Source organism: Nonomuraea sp. CA-143628 (assembly GCF_050942315.1).
Lineage (GTDB): Bacteria > Actinomycetota > Actinomycetes > Streptosporangiales > Streptosporangiaceae > Nonomuraea.
In genome coordinates this window covers 339,563-360,300 of record NZ_CP192072.1, presented here as the reverse complement: position 1 = coordinate 360,300, position 20,738 = coordinate 339,563, and the positions used below count along the sequence as shown (strand labels likewise).

Genomic DNA, 20,738 nt, shown 5'->3' with positions numbered 1-20,738 from the left:
GGCCTCAGCCGGCCGGGACGGTGGCGGGCGGCGGCGCGGTCGGCGTCTGTGCCGGCGTCTGGCCGGGCGTCTGGGCCGGTGTCTGTGCCGGAGTGACGACCGGCGGGGGGACCGGTGTCTGGGTCGGCGTCGCGGCGGGCGTCGGGAGGTCGTCGGGGCGGGGTGTGCGGGAGTGCTTGTGCGGGTGCCTGCCGGGCTGCTTGTCCGGCTCCCTGCCCGGGTGCGCGTCCGGCCCTCCGGGCTCGCCGGACTGGTGGTCGGGGGTGGGGGTGACCTGGTCGGGCTGGGGCTCGGGCGTCTCGGGGGCCTTGGACGGGGCGGAGCTCGCCGGGTCGCCGATGGTGGGCACGGTGCCCGTTGACGGCGTCGCCGCCGAGGGCAGGGCGCCCAGCGGGACGGTGGCCGTGCTGTCCAGGATGGGCTCGACGCTGATCCGCGGGTCCTGGGGCTCGGGCTGCCAGGGCAGTCTGATGCCCGGCGGCTCGCCCGGCGCGGGGAAGGCGGCGGACGCGAGGCCCGGCACTCCGCCCTCGACCCCGAACTGCTGGAAGATCACCATTATCGCCGCGACGGTCGCGACCGCCGCCATCGCGCCAGCCAGCGCCTGAGGCCATCTGCGAGCGTTCTTGCGCGGGGCAACGGGAAACCCGGCGGCGTCCAGCGCCCCCGAGCGCCGGGCCACGTAGCGGCGGTAGGGCTGGAGTTCGGGGTCGGCGAAGCAGCTCATCACCCTGACCGCGAGCGACTCCGGCAGCGGGATCCGGGGCAGCAGCTCGAAGACCTTGGCCGCCGACACCTGGCGTGTGCGGTGGGGGGAGCAGGTCAGGCAGCCCGAGAGGTGCCCGACCAGCCGGGCGCGCGTCTCTGGCGTCAGCCTGCCGGAGAAGCCCTTGAGGATGCCGGCCCGTGCCGCGCAGTCGTAGGGACTCTTCCTGGCCAGGAGCTCCGCCGTGATCGCGTCGCGCAGTCGCTCGCGCGCCTCCTCCTGGGCCGCCTCGACGTGGCGCGCCGCGACCCCCAGCACCGCGGCGAGCTCCGGGGTGGGCAGCTCGTGCCGGGCCGACAGCTCCAGCACCTCACGGTCGTCGTGGGACAGGCTCTGGATCGCGTTCCAGGCCACGACGCGCAGGTCGGCGTCGGCCGGATTGTCCGGGGGCGGAGCCTGCGCCAGGGCCTCGTCGGCGTTCGGCGGCTCGGCCATCCGCCGTCGCAGGCATTCGGCGCGGGCCAGGGCGTACAGCCATGGGCGCAGGCGGCCGGGATCGGCCAGGGAGCCGGCGTGGGCCTCCGCCGCGATCATCGTGTCGCGCAGCGCCACCTGGGCGCCGTCGGAGCTGAGGAGAAGGGACCAGCAGTATCTGTGGATGCCCTCGGCGTAGGCGTCGTAGAGCGCGGCGAGGGCACCCGGGTCACGGGCGCGGAGTGACTCGACCAGGGCGCGGTCATTCATATGACTGAAGGTAATGGATTAGTAACTAGTAGTTCCACTCCTTCTGTGGGAATGAAGCCCTTGCCGACGACACTCCGCCGAAGAAATTCGTTGCGCTTGGCATGGTTCGCAGCTGACGGCCGCCCTGCCCGATTTATCGGCTTATTTGATTGATATTTGATGAGCAATTCACTGCTGGTGCTCGGTCATGGCCTGGCTGCCGCGGTCTATCGCGAACGGCTCGGTGGTCGGCTTGATCGTGTGCAGCGGCACCGCGCCGCCCAGCGCCAGATCCTCGAAGGGCCGGCCGGTCGAACCCCAGGTCCGGGCCGTCACATCGGTCTTGGCCACCACGCTGCCCGCGGGCAGGCCGCCCACGGTCAGGATGAAGCGCGGCGGGCTGCCCGCCTTCACGTCGTCGACGAACGTACTGCCGCCGCCGAGCAGTTTGCCCGCCTTGTCGCGCAGCAACACGTTCACCACCAGGCTACTGGCGGTTAGCTGATAGGGATTGTCGACATAGCCGGTAATAAGATAAGAACGGTCCTTTTGCCGGAGCGTCTGCACCCGTGAAACGGGAAACTCCTTGAACGCCGACGCGATGCGAGCGGCGGGCCGCCACTGGGCGGGGCGATAGTCGATGGTCACCTTGGCCGGCTTCTGGGGCGCGTTGACCTGGCCGGTGAAGGCCAGCGAGCCGCCCGGCGGTACGGCGTCGAGCGACTGGTCCATCCGGACCACCTCGGTGCCGGCGGCGTCACGCCCGACGATCGTCGCCACCACGTGCTCGCCGAAGTGCCACGGGTTGGCGTTGGTGAGGATTCCTGCCCAGTTCACGGCGTAGCCGTCGGACGACTTGACGACGTTCGACACCTGCTCCTTGAGGACGAGGGGCTTGAGCTGCTGTTTGGACGGTTCCTCGCTGGAGCACCCGGCTAGGCAGATCGCCCCGAGTGCGAGGAGGCTGACGGTTCGGCTACGCGGGATCACTTTGCCGTGATAGCCGGTCTATGGGCACGGCAGGGGCGGGACACGCGCCTGCCGTACCAACTCTTTATGGAGCCCTTTAACGCGTTCAGCGGGGACGGACGACCCTGGCCTCATCCCAGACCGGTTCGGAAGCCTCGTAAACGGTGCCATCCGCGCCGAACACCAGGAAACGATCGAAATCCGCCGCGAACCAGCGGTCGTGCGTGACCGCCACCACCGTGCCCGCGAACGCGTCCAGACCCGCTTGGAGCGCTTCGGCGCTGGCCAGGTCGAGGTTGTCGGTCGGCTCGTCGAGCAGCAGCAGCGTCGCGCCGGACAGCTCCAGCAGCAGGATCTGCAACCGCGCCTGCTGACCGCCCGAGAGCGTGTCGAACCGCTGCTCCGCGATCTGCCCGGCCAGCTCGTAGCGGGCCAGGACCTTCATGGCCTCGTTCTTCAGCCTGGCGTGCTCGGTCATGACGATCTCCACCGGCGAGCGGCCCAGCAGGTCGGGCCGGGCGTGCGTCTGGGCGAAGTGACCCGGGACCACCCGGGCGCCGAGTCTGGCGACGCCGGAGTGGCCGATCCGCTCGCCCGCGAGCAGCCGCAGGAAGTGGGACTTGCCAGAGCCGTTGGAGCCGAGCACCGCAATGCGCTCGGCGTACCAGACCTCCAGGTCGAACGGCCGCATCAGGCCGGTCAGCTCCAGCCCCTCGCAGATGACCGCGCGCTTGCCGGTGCGACCGCCTTTGAGGCGCATTTTGATGTTCTGGTCGGCGGGAGCTTCCTCGGGCGGCCCCGCCTCCTCGAACCTGCGCAGCCGTGTCTGAGCCGCGTGGTAGGCGGGGGCCATGCCGTCGTTGTACCTGGCCTTGTTCTTCAGCATGATGACCAGGGCCTTGAGCTTGGCGTGCTCCTCGTCCCAGCGCCTGCGCAGCTCGTCGAGGCGCTCGTTGCGGGCCTTGCGGGCCTCCGCGTACGTGGCGAACCCACCACCATGGATCCAGATATTTCCGGACTCGACGGTGACAATCCGGTCGGCCGCGTTGGCCAGCAGCTGCCGGTCGTGGCTGACCAGCAGGACCGTTTTGGGGGTCTCCCTGAGCGCCTGCTCCAGCCATTCCTTGCCCGGCACGTCGAGGTAGTTGTCGGGCTCGTCGAGCAGCAGCGTCTGGTCCGGTCCGCGAAGCAGCGCTTCGAGCACGAGCCGCTTCTGCTCGCCGCCGGACAACGTCGCCACATCCCGATATTTCACGTTGTCGTACGGCACGCCGAGCGCGGCCACCGTACACGTGTCCCAGAGCACCTCGATGTCGTAGCCACCGGCGTCGGTGTAGTCGGTGATGGCCTGCGCGTAGCGCATCTGCGCCTTCTCGTCGTCGCGCTCCATCATCACCAGCTCGGCCCGCTCCAGCCGCGCCGCCGCCTCCCGCACGGCCGGTGGAGCGACGCTGAGCAGCAGATCGTGCACCGTGCTCCCGTCACGCACACTGCCGATGAACTGCCGCATCACCCCCAGCCCACCGGAGCTGGCCACACTCCCCGCCACCGGCTGCAGGTCCCCGGCGACGAGCCGCATCAGCGTGGTCTTGCCCGCCCCGTTGGGCCCGACCAGCGCGGCCTTGACGCCTTCGCCGATCCGGAAGGACACGTCGTTGAGCAACGGCCGCCCGTCGGGCAGTACGTATGTCAGATGTCCTACTTCGACGTGCGCCACGGCGATTCCCTTCGCAATTCCCCCGCGCAGGGTACCTGCGAACCGGCCCGGTGGACATCTGGATTTCCGCTGTCCCGGCATCGGCCTTTTGCACCGAGCTGGACCTCATGCAGGGCGGATGGCCAGCATGTCTGAACTACTTCAGATACACTGCACCCATGGGGACGAAGAGGTTTTCGTACAGCGCCTTTCTTCGCGGCCCCTCGAAGATCCTTCCCTCACTGGACAACGCCGACGTCATCCTTGAGCGGCGTGACGACGAGGACCTCATCTTGATGCGCGCGGAGCGTTTCGAGGCGGGAACCGCCAGCCTGCGCATCGCCGCACGTGCGCTGGCCATCGTCGCTCGCCGTAACGTCGGCCTGGCCGAGGAGGTTCTTGCCGAGGAACTTCCCTGGGTCACCTGGCTGCCCGACGCCGAGCGCGGTGAATGCGTACGCGAACTGCTGGACCACCTGGTGGCGGGGGCGGACACGGGTGAGCTGCTGCCGTTCGGCCGCGCGCTGGCTTCCTGGCGATCCACGGCCGTCGTCTGGAGCGATCCGAAACTCGCCCGTGAGCTCCAAGGCCCCTTCCCCGGCGATGGGCCAGAGGTCCCCCGCCCGACCAGCGAGTCGTGATGGCAGGCCGAGGTGACGATGTTCCCCGGCCTCACCCATGGCGTGTACGGTTCGCCGACCGACGCGCCGCCGAAGGTTGGGGTCATCTACTCGCCCACGCCAGGGAGAACCTCGACCGGGCCTGGGTCGCCATCACCAGTGATCCGCGACATGTGGACAGTCGCCAGCACCCGCTCAAAGGCGCTCTGGGCGTCGTGAAGGTGGGCGGTGACTCACTGGAGCAATGGCAGTAGGAGGCCACATCGGGGGGCCGCATCTGGTACGCGATCGACGACGAGGACCGCACCTTGTGGATCACTCGTGCGCGGACCGGCCACCCGAAGCAGACTGACTCTCGGCGCGGCTAACGGGAGGCAAGCCGGTTAGTGCTTGTTGCCGTAGGTCTTACCGAGCTCGAGGGACGTCTGGGAAGACCCGCCGCTCTTCGACGGTGACGGCATGATCTCTGTTGATTACATAGAGTATTGGACTTGCTAAAGATGCATAGTAGTATGCATCTATGAGGCCGATCCCGCCCTTGCTGTTGCCTCTCCTTCGCTCCAACGCCGTCGGTGAGCTGCTCGCCTGGTTGTACCTCCACCCGGAGAACGAGTACTCGACCACCGATCTCGCCGTATGGACCGAAACGTCGCAGTCGACGGTGAGCCGAGAAGCGGACCGGTTCGCTGCGGCCGGCCTGATCCGGGAAAGGCGGCATGGCAACCTTCGCCTGATCCGCGCCGACACCGACACGATCATCGCGAAACCTCTCACCGATCTGCTGACCGTGACCTTCGGTCCGGCCGCCGTACTGCCCCCTCTCCTCCGGCCCATCTCAGGCATTGACGAGGCGTACATCTACGGCTCTTGGGCCGCTCGACACGCGAACCAGCCGGGACCACCGCCCCAAGACGTCGATGTCCTCATCGTGGGCTCATCCGACGAGGACGAGCTCTATGACGCGGCGCGAACAGCCGAGCGGGCCCTCGGCCGCGAAGTGAACATCACCCGGATCTCATCGATGTCATGGATCAGCGACACGCCCGAGCCGTTCATAGCATCCCTTCGCGGCAAGCCCCTTCATCCCCTGATCAAGAAAGAGGACAGCTCATGAGATGGATGCAAGGCCGCGACCAGATCGACATGATGCTGTCGTCAGGGCAGTTGGAACGCGTACCGGCGAGCCGGGAACATGCCGAAACTCTGCTTACCCAAGCCAGGCGACATGTCGAACTCGCACGCAGCGGTTGCCGGACAGATCCGACGGGCGCCTACCAACTTGTCTATGACGCCTCCAGGAAAGCCCTCGCATCCATCCTGGAGAATCAAGGGCTGCGAGCCACCAGCAGAGGAGGCCACATCGCGGTGCTTGATGCGGTCACAGCCCAGCTAGACCCGCCTCTCGGGCAGTCTCTCCGCCCCTTCGACCGGATGCGCCGCCGACGCAACGGCGCCGAATACCCGCTGCCCGACAGCCCGGAAATCACCGCCGACGATGTCATCCGAGACTTGCCGAAGGCGGAGGAATTTCTGACACTTGCTACCAAAGTGCTGGACCAGATGCGGCCGTACTGAAAGCGACCCCTGCCCCAACCTCCATGAGAAGCCCTTGCCAGCGTCAGCATGGTTCGGGAGACAGGCCGGCTAATGCTTGTTGCCGTGGGTCTTACCGAGCTTGGCCGCCTGTTTCGCTGCCTTCTTCGCCGCCTTCTGGGCTGCCTTCTCGGCCTTCTTCAGCGCGGTGGCGGTCTTGCCGGAGGTGGCGGCCGGGGCTGGGTTGGGGCGGATGTCGGCTCGTTCGCGGCCGTCGGAGGTCTCCGTGAGTCGCTTGCGGGACACGGCGTGGGCCTGCGGGATGCTGGTCAGGTCGAGGGCCAGGACGGGTGCGATGTCGGCGGGAGTGCTGTCGGCGGGAGTGCTGTGAGCGGGGCTGCCGGGTACGGCGTTCCACCAGGAGCCGGTGGCGATCACCGCGACGATCAAGGCGGCGATCAAGGCCGTCTCGCGCCAGCGCTCGGTGATCAGCCGCCGCACCGCCTCTGACCGCCGCAGCGCCGCCGACCGCCGCGCCGCTTCCGACTGTCGGACCACGCCTGACCGCCGGGCCATGGCCGACCGCCACATCACGCCCGATTGTGGCATCGCCACCCACCCTGGCGTCGAGCCTGACAGTGACATCGTCCCTGACCGGGGCATCGACCCTAAACGTGGCATCGTCCCTAAGCGTGGTCCCGACCATCGCACCAGCCCTCGCGCCGACTTCAGCGAGCGCGAGCCCGGCCTCGGGCGGAGGTGGGGGCGAGGGTGAGGGTGCGAGCACCGGTCCACACGCGGGTCCAGGTCCACAAGCGGGTCCAGGCCCACACGCGGGTCCAGGCCCAGGTGCGAGGCCGCGCCCGGGTGGTGCGGGGCCGGGCTCAGGTGCTGGTGCGAGGCCGGGGCCGCGTGGTGGGGCTCGTCCCGCACGTACGCAGCACGGCCCGTAAGGTACGACGGCACCGCGAGGCCCAGCTCGCTTCGGGCGGCCACTCGCCGGAGTTGGTCGTGGGCGCGGGCCACGTCGCTGCGCTGGTCGGGGTCCTTGTCCAGCAGGCCGGCGATGGCCGGAGCGAGCGGGCCGGCCAGGGTGAACGGGTAGGCGGTGCTGGTCAGTATCGCGGTCAGCGTGGCCGTCTCGGTGCTGCGGCCGAAGGGTGAGTGGCCCTCCACAGCCGTGTACAAGGTGGCGCCCAGCGACCACAGGTCGGCCTGTGGCGTGGACGGGTCGCCGCCGGCCCGTTCGGGAGCGATGTAGGCGGGGGTGCCGACGACCATGCCCGTCTGGGTGACGTGGGACTCGTCGTCCACGGTCGTGGCCAGGCCGAAGTCGGTCAGGACCGCGTGCCCGTCGTCGGTGAGCAGGATGTTGGCGGGCTTGATGTCGCGATGCAGCACGCCGACGGCGTGCGCGGCGCGCAGGGCGTCCAGGAGTTCCAGGCCGATGCGGGTGACGGTGGCCACGGGCAGCGGGCCCTGCTCGGCGATCACCTGGGCGAGGCTGCGGGCGGGGACGAGCTGCATGACGATCCACGGACGCTCGTCGACCAGCACCACGTCATAGATGGCCGCAATGTGCGGATGGCTCAGCCGGGCGGCGATGCGGGCCTCGCGCATCGTCCGGCCGATCAGCTCCTCGTGCTGTGGGCCGACGATGGTGACCTCTTTGACCGCGACCTGGCGATCCAGGAGCTCGTCGTGAGCCCGCCAGACCCTGCCCATGCCGCCCCGGCCCAGCTCGGACAGCAACCGGTAGCGCCCGGCCAGCAGCCATCCCTCGTAGCGCGCAAAGGACATGGGGGCGGGTTACCCGATCATCCTCACGTCATGCCCGGAAAAAGCCACAAGATGGCTACGAATCCCGGGAAACCACGCCTTCCACAACATTTGGATCATTGCGCTGTGAGGCCCTAGACACAAAGTGATCAAATGACTAGAACTGTAGGGAACCCCCCTCCCTTAGGACGTGTGATGACGAGATTCCGGTCCGCCCTCATCCCCCTCGCCATCGGATTGCTGAGCCTCGCGGCCGTGCCCCAGCAGGCGCTGGCCGCACCGCCCAAGCCGGTGCCGTCCGTCTCCGCCGCCACGACGCAGCAGGCCACCACCCGTGCGACATGCGGGCCGACGGTGCGGGGCGCGTCCGTGGACGCGAGGCTGACCAGCCTGTTCACCGCGTACGGCAACGACAACAGCCGCCTGGACGACTGGACCGGCGCCGACGGCACGTACTCGCTGAAGCTGCCCAGCGGGAAAGAGGTGTGGGTCTTCTCCGACACTTTCCTTGGCAAGATCAACCCTGACGGCAGCCGCCCGCCGGTGGTCGAAGAGGGCGGCACGACCGTCTTCCTGAACAACTCCTTCGCCGTGGAGCGCGACGGCAAGCTCTCCACGATCCACGCCGGCACCACCGAGAAGCCGACCGCGGTGATGCCCCCGCGCGACCAGAACCACTGGTACTGGGCCGGCGACGCCACCCTGGCGGGCGGCATCGTGGAGGTGACCTACCAGGAGTACGAGCGCTACGGTACCGGCGCGTGGGACTGGCGCTGGCACCGGAACGTGGTGGCCAGGTTCGCGCAGAGCCGGCTCGACCAGCCGATCAGCGTGACCGACCTGCCGTCGTCAGCCGGCGTGTCCTGGGCCTCCGGAATCCTCAAGGACGGCGGCTACACCTACGTTTACGGGGTGGAGGATCTCGGCTCGCCCAAGTACATGCACATCGCCAGAGTGCCCGGCCAGAGCCTGCTCGGACAGTGGCAGTACCTCAAGGCCGACGGCACCTGGTCGAGCAACGAGGCCGACTCGGCCCGGATCATGAGTGGCGTGGCCAACGAGTACAGCGTCACCAAGGTGGGCAACGGCTACGTACTGATCACCCATGACACGACCGAGGTCCTGAGCTCGCACATCGTGGCCTACACCTCGTGCTCGCCGTTCGGCCCGTTCACCGGCAAGCAGGCCGTCTACACCACCCCCGAGACGAACGGGAACATCTTCACCTACAACGCCCACGCGCACCCCGACGTGGCGGGCAACGGACTCGTCGTCTCCTACAACGTCAACAGCTTCGTCAACACCGACCACTACCGGGACTCCTCGATCTACCGGCCGCGCTTCATCGATGTGACTTTCGGGTGAGTACACGGAACTGGGCGGCTCGCCTGCGGCACGTCGTGATCGACGGGCTGCGGGCGGTCGTGCTGGAGAACGAACGGCTCCGCGTGACCGTCGTGCCCGATAAGGGCGGCGATGTCATCGAATTTCTGCACAAGCCAACCGACACGGACTTCGTCTGGCTCTCGCCGCAGGGGCTCCGCGACCCGCACGACCACCTCCAGGGCGCCGCCGACGACGTCGCCCAGTTCATCGACCACTACGAGGGCGGCTGGCAGGAGATCTTCCCCAACGGCGGCGCGCCCAGCGAATACCGCGGCGCCCGGCTGGCACAGCATGGGGAGGTCGCCGGGCTGCCGTGGCGGGCCGAGGTCGTGGCCGACTCCGAGCAGGAGGTCGCGGTACGGCTCAGCGTGCGCACCCGGCGCCTGCCGTACCGGATCGAGAAGACGTTCCGGCTGGCGGCGGGGACGGCCGCGCTGGAGATCGAGGGGCGCGCGACCAACGAGTCCGGCGTCGAGCTGCACGCCATGTGGGGGCAGCACATCGTGTACGGCCGGCCGTTCCTCAAGCCGGGCGCCCGCGTACGGCTGCCGGCGGGCGTGACGGTCATCCCGCACGAGAGCGCCATCGACGCCCACGGCCGCCGGGTCAAGGCGGGCGGGCCGTGGAAGTGGCCCGTGGTGCCCGCCGACGGCGGCGGCGAGACGGATCTGAGCGTGGTGCCGGAGCCCGGGTCGCCGAGCGAGATCGTCTACCTAACCGGATTTACCGAGGGCTGGTACGAAATTTCCGGGGATGTAGGTATTCGTGTGGAGTGGGATGCGACGCTCCTGCCGTACCTGTGGATGTGGCAGGAGGTCGGTGCGACCACCGGCTATCCCTGGTGGGGGCGGGCTTACACGGTCGGGCTCGAACCGTTCTCCAGCATGCCCACCAACGGGCTGGCCGAGGCGGTGGCGAACGGCACTGCGCTCACCCTGGGCCCACACGAGACGAAGGTGCTGAGGTTGCGCGCGGAGGTGCTGGCATGAGCGAGTTCGACGGCAAGGTCGCCCTGGTGACGGGCGGTTCGATGGGCATCGGGCGGGCGGTGGTCGACCGGCTGGCCGACGGCGGGGCGTCCGTGGTGTTCTGCGGGGCCGACAAGGGGGCGGAGCTCGACAGCGAGCACGTGACCGGGCGGGTCGCGGACGTACGACGGGCGGGCGACATGCGCGACCTGGTCGACCTGGCCGTGGCCAGGTACGGCGGGCTCGACATCGTGGTGACGTGCGCGGGCGTGCAGCGCTACGGCACGGTCGAGGACACGCCGGAGGACGTCTGGGACGAGGTGCTCGACATCAACCTCAAGGGCGTCTATCTGGCCTGCAAGGCCGCCATCCCCAGGATGCGGGCGCGCGGCGGCGGCTCGATCGTGGTGATGTCGTCGGTGCAGGCGTTCGCCTCGCAGGCGCAGGTGGCCGCCTACACCGCCAGCAAGGCCGCGCTGAACGGCCTGACCAGGGCGATGGCGCTCGACCACGCGGCCGACGGCATCCGGGTGAACGTGGTCTGCCCCGGCTCGGTCGACACACCGATGCTGCGGTGGGCGGCCGACCTGTGGCGTGGCGGGCTGTCGCAGGAGGAGCAGGTGGCGGAGTGGGGCCGGGCGCACCCCCTCGGCCGGGTGGGCCGGCCGGAGGAGGTGGCTGAGCTGGTGGCGTTCCTGGCGGGGCCGCGGTCGTCGTTCATCACCGGGGCCGAGCATCGGGTGGATGGTGGGCTGCTCGCCCGGAATCCGGCTGCGCTGCCTGAGCAGGCCTAGCCCCTGAGAGGTTCGTTACACGACCGCCTCGGTCCATGTGACGGTCCGTGGTGGCTGGGGTCTCTAGGAGGGAACCCCCTCCGGGGGAGCGGGAAATGACGGTCCGTGGTGGCTGGGGTCTCTAGGAGGGAACCCCCTCCGGGGGAGCGGGAAATGACCGTCCGTCGTGGCTGGCGTCCCTAGACGGAAACCCCCTTCGGGGGAACGGACGTGGGCCTAACGCGTACGCCGGCGCGGCAGGAGGACGATCAGGACGGCCGCGGTCACCACGTGCAGCGCGGCCAGTGACGCCTTGGCCGCACCCGTGGTGCCCATCGTGAGTGGGCCGGCCAGGGACAGGACGAGGAACACGGCGGCGATCCAGGTCCAGATCGCGCGCGGCCGTTCCGTGACGCGTTCGAGTACGGCCAGGAGGCCCCAGCCGGCCAGGCCGGCGACCAGGGCGGCGACGATCACGGAGGCCGCGGTCACCTCTCCGGAGGTCGAGGCCAGCTCGACGCCGGCGAGGACGTGGACGACCGCCCAGACGGCCAGGGCGGCGGCGGCCGCGCCGAGTACGGCCAGGATGCGGAGAACGGCCAGGTTGCGGGGGCCGGGCAGGGAGCGAGGGGCGGTCACGCGGGTGACTCCTTGAGGGGTAAGTAGAGCGGGGACCAGCGGTTGTACAGGCCGGTGGGGACGAGGTAGCACGCCATCACGACCTGCATCAGCACCATGAAGACGCCGTACTGCAGGCCGCCCAGACCGGGGACGACGTCGGGCGGCAAGGTGTAGGCCATGGTCACGCGGACGGCGGCGTCGGTCAGCATGCCGATGCCCCAGATGACCGTCGCCACCCGCCAGATCCTGCGGAAGGCGGGCAACCGCTCCCACAGGACGTCCCAGGACTCGCGGCCCGAGCCGTCTCCGCCCTTGAGGGGGCCGATGCGGCCTTCCAGGACGAAGCGGGTGAAGGCGAAGGCCATTGGCTGCCGGCCTCGGACGCTGGCCAGGAACCACAGGCCCGAGATGGCGGTGATCCAGCCGTCCTTGGCCAGCAGGAAGCGGGGGTCGTGGACGAGCAGGGAGACGGCCGCGCTGCCGACCATCATGGCCGTCATGAACAGGCCGAGCCCGTCGGGCCGGCGGCGGCGTACCAGGCTGGCGACCACGCTCAGGCCGGGGAGCAGGGAGCTGATCAGCAGCGCGGAGTGATAGCTCACGTCCATCGCGCGCAGTACGTAATAGAGCCCGATGGGCAGGGCCATGTCGACGAGGACGAGCAGCAGCGTCTTGGCGCGAGAGCTCACGGCGTGGCCCGGGTCGCCAGGCGGAAGAGCTCGACCAGCTCGTCCGCGTACACGTCGAGGTCCGCGCCGGGGTCGCCCTCCAGCAGGAACGGCAGGCCGTCCATGGCCCGCTGGACGGCCATCGCCATCACGCGGGTGTTGAACCGGCGGAATTCGCCCGACTCCTGCCCCCAGACCAGCAACCGCTCGATGTGCCCCAGAGAGGCCGGGTCAATGGCCGCCTCCTGCGCGGTGGTCCCCTTCTCCGGCCGGAAGTTCAGGAAGATCTCGGTGGCCGCGCGCATCTCACGGCGGTGGTCGCGGATGAACCCGATCAGCGAGCGGATGTAGGTGTCGAGCGCGGCGCCGGGGCTGGCCTGGGCGCTGACCCGCTCGGTCATGAACGTGGCGATCCCCTCGTAGATCGTGACAATCGCCTGGCCCATCAGGTCGTCCTTGCCATCGAAGTGGTACGAGATCAGCCGCGTACTGCTGAGCCCGGCCCGCTCCGCGATGCGGGCGAAGGACGCCTGGTGGTAGCCCAGGTCGGCGATCGTCTCGATCGTGGCCGCCACGATCTGCGCCCGGCGGGCGGAGGTCGTGACGGAGTCTTCCTTCCTTACTTGCATGAGTAATTTTTAACTCACACGAGTAATTCTGGCAAGTCCTCCTCCTCCTCCTCCTCCTCCTCCTCCTCCTCCTCCTCCGATAGCGTCCTCCTCCAATAGCGTCAGCCTCCGATGGCGTCGAGCTCCTCGATCGCGTCGGCCGGGAGGGCCAGGCTCGCCGCGGCGATGTTCTCGCGGAGGTGGGCCACGGAGGAGGTCCCGGGGATGAGGACCGTCGTGGGTGAGCGCCGCAGCAGCCAGGCCAGCGCGACCTGCTGCGGCGAGGCTTCCAGGCGGGCGGCCACGTTCGTGAGCGCCTCGGACTGGAGCGGGGTGAAGCCGCCCAGGGGGAAGAACGCGGCGTAGGCGATGTTCTCGGCCGCGCATCGGTCGACGAGAGCGTCGTCCTGCCGGTTGGCGAGGTTGTAGAGGTTCTGCACAGTGACAACGGGCGCGATGGCCTGCGCCTCGGTGAGCTGGGCCCCGGAGGCGGCGCTGAGGCCGAGGTGGCGGATCAGGCCCTCCTGCCGCAACTCGGCCAAGGCGCCGAACGGCTCCGCGAGCGACTCCTCGCCGGTGCCTCCTTCGGCCAGGCGCAGGTTGACGACGTCGAGAGTGTCCAGAGCGAGGCGCTGGAGGTTCTCGTGGACCGCGGCCTTTAGGTCCTCGGGCTCCAGTGCGTGGTTCCAGCTGCCGTCCGGACCACGGCGAGCGCCGACCTTGGTAACGATGCGCAGGTCCGCCGGGTAGGGGTACAGGGCCTCCTTGATGATCTCGTTGACGACGAAGGGTCCGTAGAAGTCGCTCGTGTCGATGTGGGTGATGCCCAGCTCGACGGCCTCGCGCAGCACCGCGATGGCCGCGTCGCGGTCCTTGGGCGGCCCGAAGACGCCGGGCCCGGCCAGCTGCATGGCGCCGTAGCCCATGCGGGTGATGGTGAGGTCGTCCGCGAGCGTGAGAGTCCCACCGGGAAGGCTGCCTGCCATGTCCGTATCTTTCATCTGAAATCCATCTCCAACGGTGCGGTTGCTTTTGATGCTAGCCGCGACAAACTCCAACCGCAACGTTGCAGATGGAGTAACGCTAGGATGTCGCCATGGCGTGGGACACCGAGGGGACGCGGCGGCGGCTCAAGGAAGCGGCGACGGTCGAGTTCGCCGAGCGCGGACCGGACGGCACGACCATGGCCCGCATCGCCGAGCGAGCCGGGATCAACAAGGAACGCCTGTACAAGTACTTCGGCGACAAGCAGGCCCTGTTCGAGACGGTGCTCACCGACGAGCTCAAGAAACTCGCCGAGACGGTGGGGCCGCCTCCGGGCGACTTCGAGAACATCGGCGAGTTCGTCGGGCGCAACTTCGACTACCACGTGGCGCATCCCGATCTCGTACGCCTGCTGCTGTGGGAGGGCCTGGCCGGTGGCCCCGTGGCCGACGAGGCGCAGCGCACCACCTTCTACCAGGACAAGACGCGGGCCTACGCGGCCGCCCAGCGCGCCGGGATCCTCGACGACGACCTCGACCCCGATCACCTGGCGTTCCTGGTCATCGGGCTGTCCGCATGGTGGGTCTCGGCGCCCCAGCTCGCCCGCATGCTCACCGGCGCCGACGACGGCGATGCGACAGAGCACGCCCGGCGCCGCGCCAGCGTGGTGCGCGCGGTGCAACGGCTGGCCCGACCCCGGAGCTGACCCAGGTGAGCCGACCTTTGTTCGCGTGAGCCTCCTCGGCAACCCACCTTGATTCAGGGGGCAGCGGAAGCAGACTCACGCCAACAAGGACGATTCTTTTCCTACGTGCTGACTTCCAGGGACACGGTCGGGTCGGCGAAGCGTTCGTTCGGCACCTGGGCGTACCAGCCGGGCCGTCCCGGGTCCCGGTCGTAGGGGTATCCGCCCAGCTCCTGGTAGAGCTCTGCATAGCGGGCGACCCGGTCCTTGTCGAGCCGGACGCCCAGGCCCGGGCCCGTGGGCACCGCTATGGCCCCGTCGGCGTACGACAGCTTGCCGCCCTCGATCACGTCGTCGCGCAGCTGGTGGTAGTGGGCGTCGGCCGCGTACGTGAGGTTGGGCAGGACCGCGCCGAGATGCAGCATGGTCGCCAGCTGGATGCCCAGCTCCCCGGAGGAGTGCACGGCTACCCCGAGCTGGAAGGTCTCGCACACCCCTGCCGCCTTGACGCACGGCCGGATGCCGCCCCAGAACGTGGTGTCCAGCAGCACCACGTCGGCGGCCCGGCGCAGCACGTTGGAGGCGAGCTGCTGGAAGTTGACGACGACGGTGTTGGTCGCCAGCGGCACCCTGACCTGCTCGCGGATGGCCCTGAGCCCTTCGAGTCCCCAGACCGGGTCTTCCAGGTATTCGTTGTTCAGCTCCTCGATGGCCCGCCCGAACCGCAGCCCCTCGGCCACCGACAGCACCGCGTTGGGGTCGTAGCGGAGCCGGTCGCCGGGGAAGGCCGCCGCCAGCGCCCGGTAGCACTCGAGCTCGAAGTCGGGCGGGAACACCCCGCCCTTGAGCTTGTGCACGGTGAACCCGTGGGCCGCCTTGAGCTGCCTGGTGTGCTCGACGAGCTGGTCCGGCGTGCGTACCTCGGCGTATCCCTCCGCCGCGTAGCGGAAGAACAGGTAGGAGGCGAACGGCACGGTGTCGCGCAGCCGCCCGCCGAGCAGGTCGCTCGCGGGCACGCCGAGCTGCTGCCCGATCAGGTCGATGCAGGCGAACTCGATGGCCGCCAGGAGCTGGGTGCGGTTGTTGTAGAGCGACGCGGTCGGGTTGGCGATCTTGAACCGCAGCGCCTCCAGCTGGAACGGATCATGACCCTTCAGGTACGGCATGAGCGCCCGGAACGCCGCCTCGGCGCTCTCCCCGCCCCCGCCCATCTCCCCCAGGCCGATCAGCCCGTTGTCGGCCTCGACCTCGACGATCGTGCGGACGAACCGGCCCCAGTGGGCGCCGTTGCTGTGCCGGAGTGGCGCCTCCAGCGGAACGGCGACCGTGGTGGCCCGGATGTCAACGATCTTCACTCGCACGTCCCCCAAATAGCGGCCACACCGCACGCGGGCAGCCGTACCTTGACCGAATCCGCCGAGACCTCCAGCGGCCGCAGCTCCCGCTCCAGACCGGCGCTCACCAGGGCGCGCCGGAGCCCCGGCAGCAGGACCGTCGCCTCGACCGGCTCGGCGGCCAGCGACTGCAGCCGGACCACGATCTCGTTGTCGCCGTTCTGCCCGAGCGAGGTGACCAGCACGTCGGGGTGGTCGACCGAGACGAACGACTTGACCGCGTCGGGCGCGCTGGTGAGCAGCGCGCCGACGAACTGGTCCGTCAGTCCGGCCGCCGCCCGCGCGCCCAACCGCCTGCCCTCGATGCCCGGGGCCGACATGATCGAGTAGCGGAACGTGGTCTCTCCCTGCTGCTGGGCGGGGAAGTTGGTGTCCCAGATGTTGTTCAGCGCCCAGGAGTAGACCGTGCCCGGCTCCTCGTCCAGTGTCGGCGGGAACGGCGCGTACGGCATGTGGATGGTGCCCAGCTGCACCAGCGGCGCCTCCAGCGTGGCCCAGGCGACGGTCAGCTCAGGGTCCTCGAAGGCGATCCAGTGCCTGATCGGCAGCATGTACTCGGCCGAGCCCGGCACCCGTGGCACGTCCGGCCCGCCGACACCGCCGGTCAGCTCCCAGGCCGTCGCGGGGCCCGAGGCGAACGGGAAGGCCAGGAAGACCGCCTCCTTGGCGGGCGTGCCCTGCTTGGCCAGCTGGTAGGTCAGGTCGAGCCGGGCGACGCCGTTGTGCAGCTCGATCGTGGTGCGCAGCCAGTCGACGCCCTTGCCCTGCAGCTCGACGACCAGCTTCTCGCCCACGGCGGTCCGCTGCGCCTTGACGATGGTGGCGTTCCTGCCGATCGCCCGGTCGCCGAGCAGGGTGCGGTCGTGCGCCCCGACGTGCCCGGACAGGTGGTTGAAGTGCGGAGCGGTGGCGTAGCGGTCGTAGACGTACTGGCCGAACCCGGCGGCGGCGGTGTCGTTGACCAGCTCCCGCCCGGCCGCCTTGTCGAAGATCGAACGGATGACGCCTTCGCGGACGTCGTAGGTGACCCGGTAGAACTCGTTCTCGATCACTCCGCCCAGGTCGAGCTCGACCGGCTCGGCCGCCCGGACCTCACCCCGGACGACGTCGAGCCGCGCGTAGCCGTAGCCGGGGACCTGCGGCACCACGGCGTGCAGGTGCCGCCCGATCGGCCGGGTCGGCCAGTCGGCCGGGTCCACGAACTCCTCGTGGTGCGGGATCGTCTCGCCGGTGCGCGCGTCCACGAGGGCGATCGGCACGTCCGCCGCGACAACGTCCCGGGGGAGGAACGCGCGGACCACGTCGGTCCTGCTCGCCGTCCCGGGGTTGAAGACGGCGAAGGACGCCAGCGCCGCCGCGTTGTCCACGCCCTGATCGGAGAGCGCGGCGCCGAACCGGCGGGCGGCGGCGTGCAGCAGGTCGGCCGCGTCGTCCTGCGCGTCGTAGGCGCCCGACGACTTGCGGGTCCACTGCAGGCCGCCCGAGTCGCCCGCCTCCTCGGCGTCCTCCCAGGGGTTGGCCGCGCCCCAGGTGTGCTCGTTGAACAGCGCCACCTTGTCGTAGGCCTCGTCGATCTGCTCGGTCGCGTCGGCGCCGGCGATCGTGTGCAGCGTCTCGGCGATACGCAGCGCGGACTGCGCCCGCCGTACGTAGCCGAGGGGCCGGGCGCCGGAGCCGAGCCCGTCGGCCCACCAGTCGGTCCAGTCGCCCTCGTGTACGGCCAGGCGGTCGTGGTAGCGCTCTTCCACGTGCTCGAAGAAGTCGCTGTTGACCGCGGACCGCAGCCGGGGAAAGGCCCACTGCTCGTTCCACTTGCGCGCGATGGAGGCGGGCACGATCGAGGGTCCCGCGTTGTCGGCGTGCGCGCCCTGGACCCGCAGGTGCAGCACATCCAGCTCATACGGCTCACGCGGCGCGTCAGGACCCTGCCAGCCGAACGTACCGGGCCCGTAGGGGTAGCCACGCGAGGCCAGCGCCGACAGGTAACGCGGCAGCAGGTCGTCGGCCAGCTCGTAGGAGTCGGTGAGCCCGACCGTGTTGCCCTCCATGTACGCCATGCCGTGGGGGGTGTCGGTGAACCAGACGATCACCTCCTTGCCGCTCGGCGCCCGCCACCGGAACGGCCGGGTCAGCTTGTCGCCCCCGTGCAGGTACGGCACGGACCGCCCGGCCCAGTTGTGCGCCGCGGCGAGGTAGCGCACCCCTGCGGCGTTCAGCGCGTCGATCACGCCGACGACCGCGCCGGGCACGTCGGTGTGCATGGCCGACTTGGTGGCGAAGCCGTACTTCTCCTGGAGCCGCGTGGTGAAGCGGAGCTGCCGGTAGAGCTCCTCGGTCGAGCAGGCTTCGGTGTGCAGCTGGAACGGCAGCGCGGTCACCTCGATGACGCCGGCGCGGGCCAGCGCGGCGAACTTGGCGACCTGGTCGGCGGGCCGGGCGTCGAGCCACTTCAGCGCCGGCATCGACGACTCGACCGACCATCTGAACCTGGCGTCGTCCGGCCAGGAGGCGGTCTCCTCGGCCAGCCGGACGGCCGCGTCGAGGTAGTCGAGGTGGTGGCGGAGCACCGTGCCCTGCGGGTCGGTGTAGCCGATGTCGAGGTGGGAGTGGTGGACGACGAACACGCTCCACTTGCGCTGCGGGGTGATCGTGATCTCCGCGGAGCCGATGAGCCCGGCGTCGTCGCGCGACTCCAGGGTCAGCACGCGGGGCGCGGTCACCTCGGGCACGAGCAGCGTGACGTCGGTGCCGGAGGCGCTGTCCTCGCCCACCAGCACGTGCGTCAACGGCACGGTGCTCGTCACCCTGACCGCCTGGCGGCCGTCGTGGGTGAACAGCGGCAGCACCGCGACACGCACCTCCACGCCGCGCACGCCGATCACCGCGGTCGAGGTGTCGTTGCGCAGCGCCTGCCTGATCCCGTCGTAGTCCGGCGAGCCGAGGCTCCGCTGCAGCAACCGGCTGGTCATCAAACACTCCCTAGAGACAGGCCACGGGCGAACAGCCGCTGGGTGGCGAGGAACAGCAGGACCGTCGGCAGCGAGACCATGAGCCCCGCCGCGAGGCCCACGGGCACCGGGGTGCCCGCGTAGACGTCGGTCATCAGTCCGGCCAGCGCGGTCATCACCGGCCGTACGTCCTCGGTCTGCGTGAGTGTCAGGCCGAAGATGAGGTCGTTCCAGATGAAGGTGAACTCGAGGATGAACACGGCCGCCAGCGCGCTGACCGACAGCGGCAGGTAGATGCGCCAGAAGATCCGCCAGGTGGTGGCGCCGTCCATACGGGCCGCCTCGAAGATCGAGAACGCCACTCCACTGTAGAAGTTACGCAGCACGAATGCCGCCAACGGCACGTTGATCGCCGTGTAGACCAGGAGCAGGCCGCCCCTGGTGTCGTACAGGCCGAGATCGCTGTAACCCACGAACAGCGGCACGAGCAGCATCTGCGACGGGAAGATCGTGCCGCCGAAGATGAGCAGGAACCACCAGAAACCATGCCGCAGCCGGAGCACCACGATCGTGTAGCCGGCCAGCGCCCCGATGAGCACGCCGAGCGTGGGCGAGACGATGCTGTAGAGCGCGGTGCTGGCCAGGCTGTCCGACAGGTTCGCGCTGTCGATGGCCCGAGCGATGTTGTCGAACAGCGCGAAGCTGCCGGACGGCTGCCACGCCTTCGACGGGTCGTACGACGCCGCGGGCCGCGCGGCGTTGACGAGCAGCAGGTAGGTCGGGCCCAGCCAGATCAGGCCGAGCACGATGAGTACGGCACGCCGGATCATCGCACCTGCCTCCTGAGGTAGAGGTAGGACGCCAGCCCCGTGACCACGGTGAGCATCACCGCGACCGAGGCGCCGTAGCCGTAGTCGCTGGCCACGAACGTGTCCTTGTACATGGTCACCGCGAGCGTCTCGGAGTTGCGCCCAGGACCACCCTGCGTCAGCACCCAGACGATGTCGAACGTCTTCAGGCTCGCCACCAGCGCCAGCCCCACCACCACCGCGGTGAGGGGCGCCATCAGCGGCCAGATGACATGCCGGAACAGCGTCCACCCCGAGGCCCCGTCGATCCGCGCGGCCTCGATCGGCGCCTTGGGGATGGACTGCAGCCCCACCACGAACAGCAGCGTGTTGACGCCGAGCTGCTGCCAGGTCCAGACCAGCAGCATGGCGATCGTGTTGTGCGGCGCCTTCTGCAGGAAGGCGGTGTCGACGCCGAGCAGGATGTTCGCGATGCCGTCGTGCGAGAGGATCGGGCTCCAGACCATGGCCAGCCCGGCGCCGCTGAGCGCGTAGGGCAGCATGAACGGCACCCGATACCAGACGCCGCCCTTGAGGTCGTACGACAGCACCGCCACCAGCAGGCCGAGCCCGACCGGCAGGGCCATCGTGCCGACCACCCAGATGAGCGTGTTGCCCAGAGCGGTGAGCAGCGCCGGGTCGTCGAGCAGCTTGCCGAAGTTACGCAGGCCGACCCACTCGGGCGGCGCTAGCCCGTCGTATTTGGTGAAGCTCAGGTACGCCGTCCACAGGAAGGGCACGTAGAGCAGCCCGGCGACCAGCAAGGCGGCAGGAGCGACATAGCCGTACCGGAAACGGCCAAGGATAGGCGCGCGCGTGCTCATGGCCT

19 protein-coding genes are annotated in these 20,738 nt (G+C 69.3%); 7 read left to right on the top strand and 12 right to left on the bottom strand.

Annotated features, from left to right (window positions below):
• Positions 1-4 precede the first annotated feature (4 nt).
• The 3 genes from ACQP2T_RS01740 to ACQP2T_RS01730 all read right to left on the bottom strand — a co-directional run bounded on the left by ACQP2T_RS01740 (position 5) and on the right by ACQP2T_RS01730 (position 4,115).
• Entirely contained in the window at positions 5-1,450 is a 1,446-nt protein-coding gene (locus tag ACQP2T_RS01740; protein WP_433514446.1) for a hypothetical protein, read from the bottom strand.
• A gap of 168 nt (positions 1,451-1,618) precedes the next feature.
• Entirely contained in the window at positions 1,619-2,419 is an 801-nt protein-coding gene (locus ACQP2T_RS01735; protein WP_433514445.1) for a hypothetical protein, read from the bottom strand.
• Between the two features lie 85 nt (positions 2,420-2,504).
• Positions 2,505-4,115 carry an ABC-F family ATP-binding cassette domain-containing protein gene (locus tag ACQP2T_RS01730; protein ID WP_433514444.1) on the bottom strand — a complete coding sequence of 537 codons (1,611 nt, stop codon included), beginning with the start codon at positions 4,113-4,115 and terminating at the stop codon, positions 2,505-2,507.
• Between the two features lie 158 nt (positions 4,116-4,273).
• On the opposite strand from ACQP2T_RS01730, the gene ACQP2T_RS01725 reads away from it, so the two are divergent.
• From ACQP2T_RS01725 to ACQP2T_RS01715, 3 genes are all read left to right on the top strand, one after another.
• Complete coding sequence (locus tag ACQP2T_RS01725) at positions 4,274-4,735, top strand: hypothetical protein (protein ID WP_433514443.1); 462 nt, start codon at positions 4,274-4,276, stop codon at positions 4,733-4,735.
• 568 nt (positions 4,736-5,303) lie between these two features.
• The gene (locus tag ACQP2T_RS01720) at positions 5,304-5,828 is read left to right on the top strand and encodes a hypothetical protein (RefSeq protein WP_433514442.1); all 525 of its coding nucleotides are present in this window, start codon (positions 5,304-5,306) and stop codon (positions 5,826-5,828) included.
• A complete protein-coding gene (locus tag ACQP2T_RS01715) occupies positions 5,825-6,289 on the top strand; it encodes a hypothetical protein (protein WP_433514441.1) in 465 nt (154 codons plus the stop codon). Before ACQP2T_RS01720 ends, ACQP2T_RS01715 begins: the two co-directional genes overlap by 4 nt.
• Positions 6,290-6,358: 69 nt before the next feature.
• On the opposite strand, the gene ACQP2T_RS01710 is transcribed toward ACQP2T_RS01715, so the two are convergent.
• Entirely contained in the window at positions 6,359-8,047 is a 1,689-nt protein-coding gene (locus ACQP2T_RS01710; RefSeq protein WP_433514440.1) for a serine/threonine-protein kinase, read from the bottom strand.
• Between the two features lie 174 nt (positions 8,048-8,221).
• Between ACQP2T_RS01710 and ACQP2T_RS01705 the strand changes: the two genes are divergently transcribed.
• The 3 genes from ACQP2T_RS01705 to ACQP2T_RS01695 are packed head-to-tail and all read left to right on the top strand — an operon-like array spanning position 8,222 to position 11,174.
• The gene (locus tag ACQP2T_RS01705; RefSeq protein ID WP_433514439.1) at positions 8,222-9,391 is read left to right on the top strand and encodes a DUF4185 domain-containing protein; all 1,170 of its coding nucleotides are present in this window, start codon (positions 8,222-8,224) and stop codon (positions 9,389-9,391) included.
• Positions 9,388-10,401, top strand: coding sequence for a DUF4432 family protein (locus tag ACQP2T_RS01700; RefSeq protein WP_433514438.1), 1,014 nt, complete (start codon positions 9,388-9,390; stop codon positions 10,399-10,401). Before ACQP2T_RS01705 ends, ACQP2T_RS01700 begins: the two co-directional genes overlap by 4 nt.
• A complete protein-coding gene (locus ACQP2T_RS01695; protein ID WP_433514437.1) occupies positions 10,398-11,174 on the top strand; it encodes an SDR family NAD(P)-dependent oxidoreductase in 777 nt (258 codons plus the stop codon). The genes ACQP2T_RS01700 and ACQP2T_RS01695 overlap by 4 nt, the downstream gene beginning before the upstream one ends.
• Positions 11,175-11,390: 216 nt before the next feature.
• Here ACQP2T_RS01695 and ACQP2T_RS01690 read toward each other — a convergent pair whose 3' ends face one another.
• From ACQP2T_RS01690 to ACQP2T_RS01675, 4 genes are all read right to left on the bottom strand, one after another.
• Positions 11,391-11,792, bottom strand: a complete 402-nt coding sequence (locus ACQP2T_RS01690; protein ID WP_433514436.1) for a DUF6069 family protein — start codon at positions 11,790-11,792, stop codon at positions 11,391-11,393.
• Complete coding sequence (locus tag ACQP2T_RS01685; protein ID WP_433514435.1) at positions 11,789-12,463, bottom strand: VC0807 family protein; 675 nt, start codon at positions 12,461-12,463, stop codon at positions 11,789-11,791. The genes ACQP2T_RS01690 and ACQP2T_RS01685 overlap by 4 nt, the downstream gene beginning before the upstream one ends.
• Positions 12,460-13,071 carry a TetR/AcrR family transcriptional regulator gene (locus ACQP2T_RS01680; RefSeq protein ID WP_433514434.1) on the bottom strand — a complete coding sequence of 204 codons (612 nt, stop codon included), beginning with the start codon at positions 13,069-13,071 and terminating at the stop codon, positions 12,460-12,462. Before ACQP2T_RS01680 ends, ACQP2T_RS01685 begins: the two co-directional genes overlap by 4 nt.
• 101 nt (positions 13,072-13,172) lie before the next feature.
• A complete protein-coding gene (locus ACQP2T_RS01675) occupies positions 13,173-14,051 on the bottom strand; it encodes an oxidoreductase (protein ID WP_433514433.1) in 879 nt (292 codons plus the stop codon).
• 95 nt (positions 14,052-14,146) lie between these two features.
• Here ACQP2T_RS01675 and ACQP2T_RS01670 point away from each other — a divergent pair, with 95 nt between their 5' ends.
• Positions 14,147-14,740, top strand: a complete 594-nt coding sequence (locus ACQP2T_RS01670; RefSeq protein WP_433514432.1) for a TetR family transcriptional regulator — start codon at positions 14,147-14,149, stop codon at positions 14,738-14,740.
• A gap of 101 nt (positions 14,741-14,841) precedes the next feature.
• Here ACQP2T_RS01670 and ACQP2T_RS01665 read toward each other — a convergent pair whose 3' ends face one another.
• From ACQP2T_RS01665 to ACQP2T_RS01650, 4 genes are read right to left on the bottom strand one after another with little or no spacing between them, the layout of a single operon-like run.
• Complete coding sequence (locus ACQP2T_RS01665; RefSeq protein ID WP_433514431.1) at positions 14,842-16,074, bottom strand: enolase C-terminal domain-like protein; 1,233 nt, start codon at positions 16,072-16,074, stop codon at positions 14,842-14,844.
• Positions 16,071-19,082: a glycoside hydrolase family 38 C-terminal domain-containing protein gene (locus tag ACQP2T_RS01660; protein ID WP_433514430.1), complete on the bottom strand. Its 3,012-nt coding sequence runs from the start codon at positions 19,080-19,082 to the stop codon at positions 16,071-16,073. The genes ACQP2T_RS01665 and ACQP2T_RS01660 overlap by 4 nt, the downstream gene beginning before the upstream one ends.
• Positions 19,082-19,891 (bottom strand): carbohydrate ABC transporter permease, encoded by an 810-nt coding sequence (locus ACQP2T_RS01655; protein ID WP_433514429.1) that lies wholly within the window; start codon positions 19,889-19,891, stop codon positions 19,082-19,084. The genes ACQP2T_RS01660 and ACQP2T_RS01655 overlap by 1 nt, the downstream gene beginning before the upstream one ends.
• Positions 19,888-20,733 carry a carbohydrate ABC transporter permease gene (locus ACQP2T_RS01650; protein ID WP_433514428.1) on the bottom strand — a complete coding sequence of 282 codons (846 nt, stop codon included), beginning with the start codon at positions 20,731-20,733 and terminating at the stop codon, positions 19,888-19,890. Before ACQP2T_RS01650 ends, ACQP2T_RS01655 begins: the two co-directional genes overlap by 4 nt.
• Positions 20,734-20,738 lie beyond the last annotated feature (5 nt).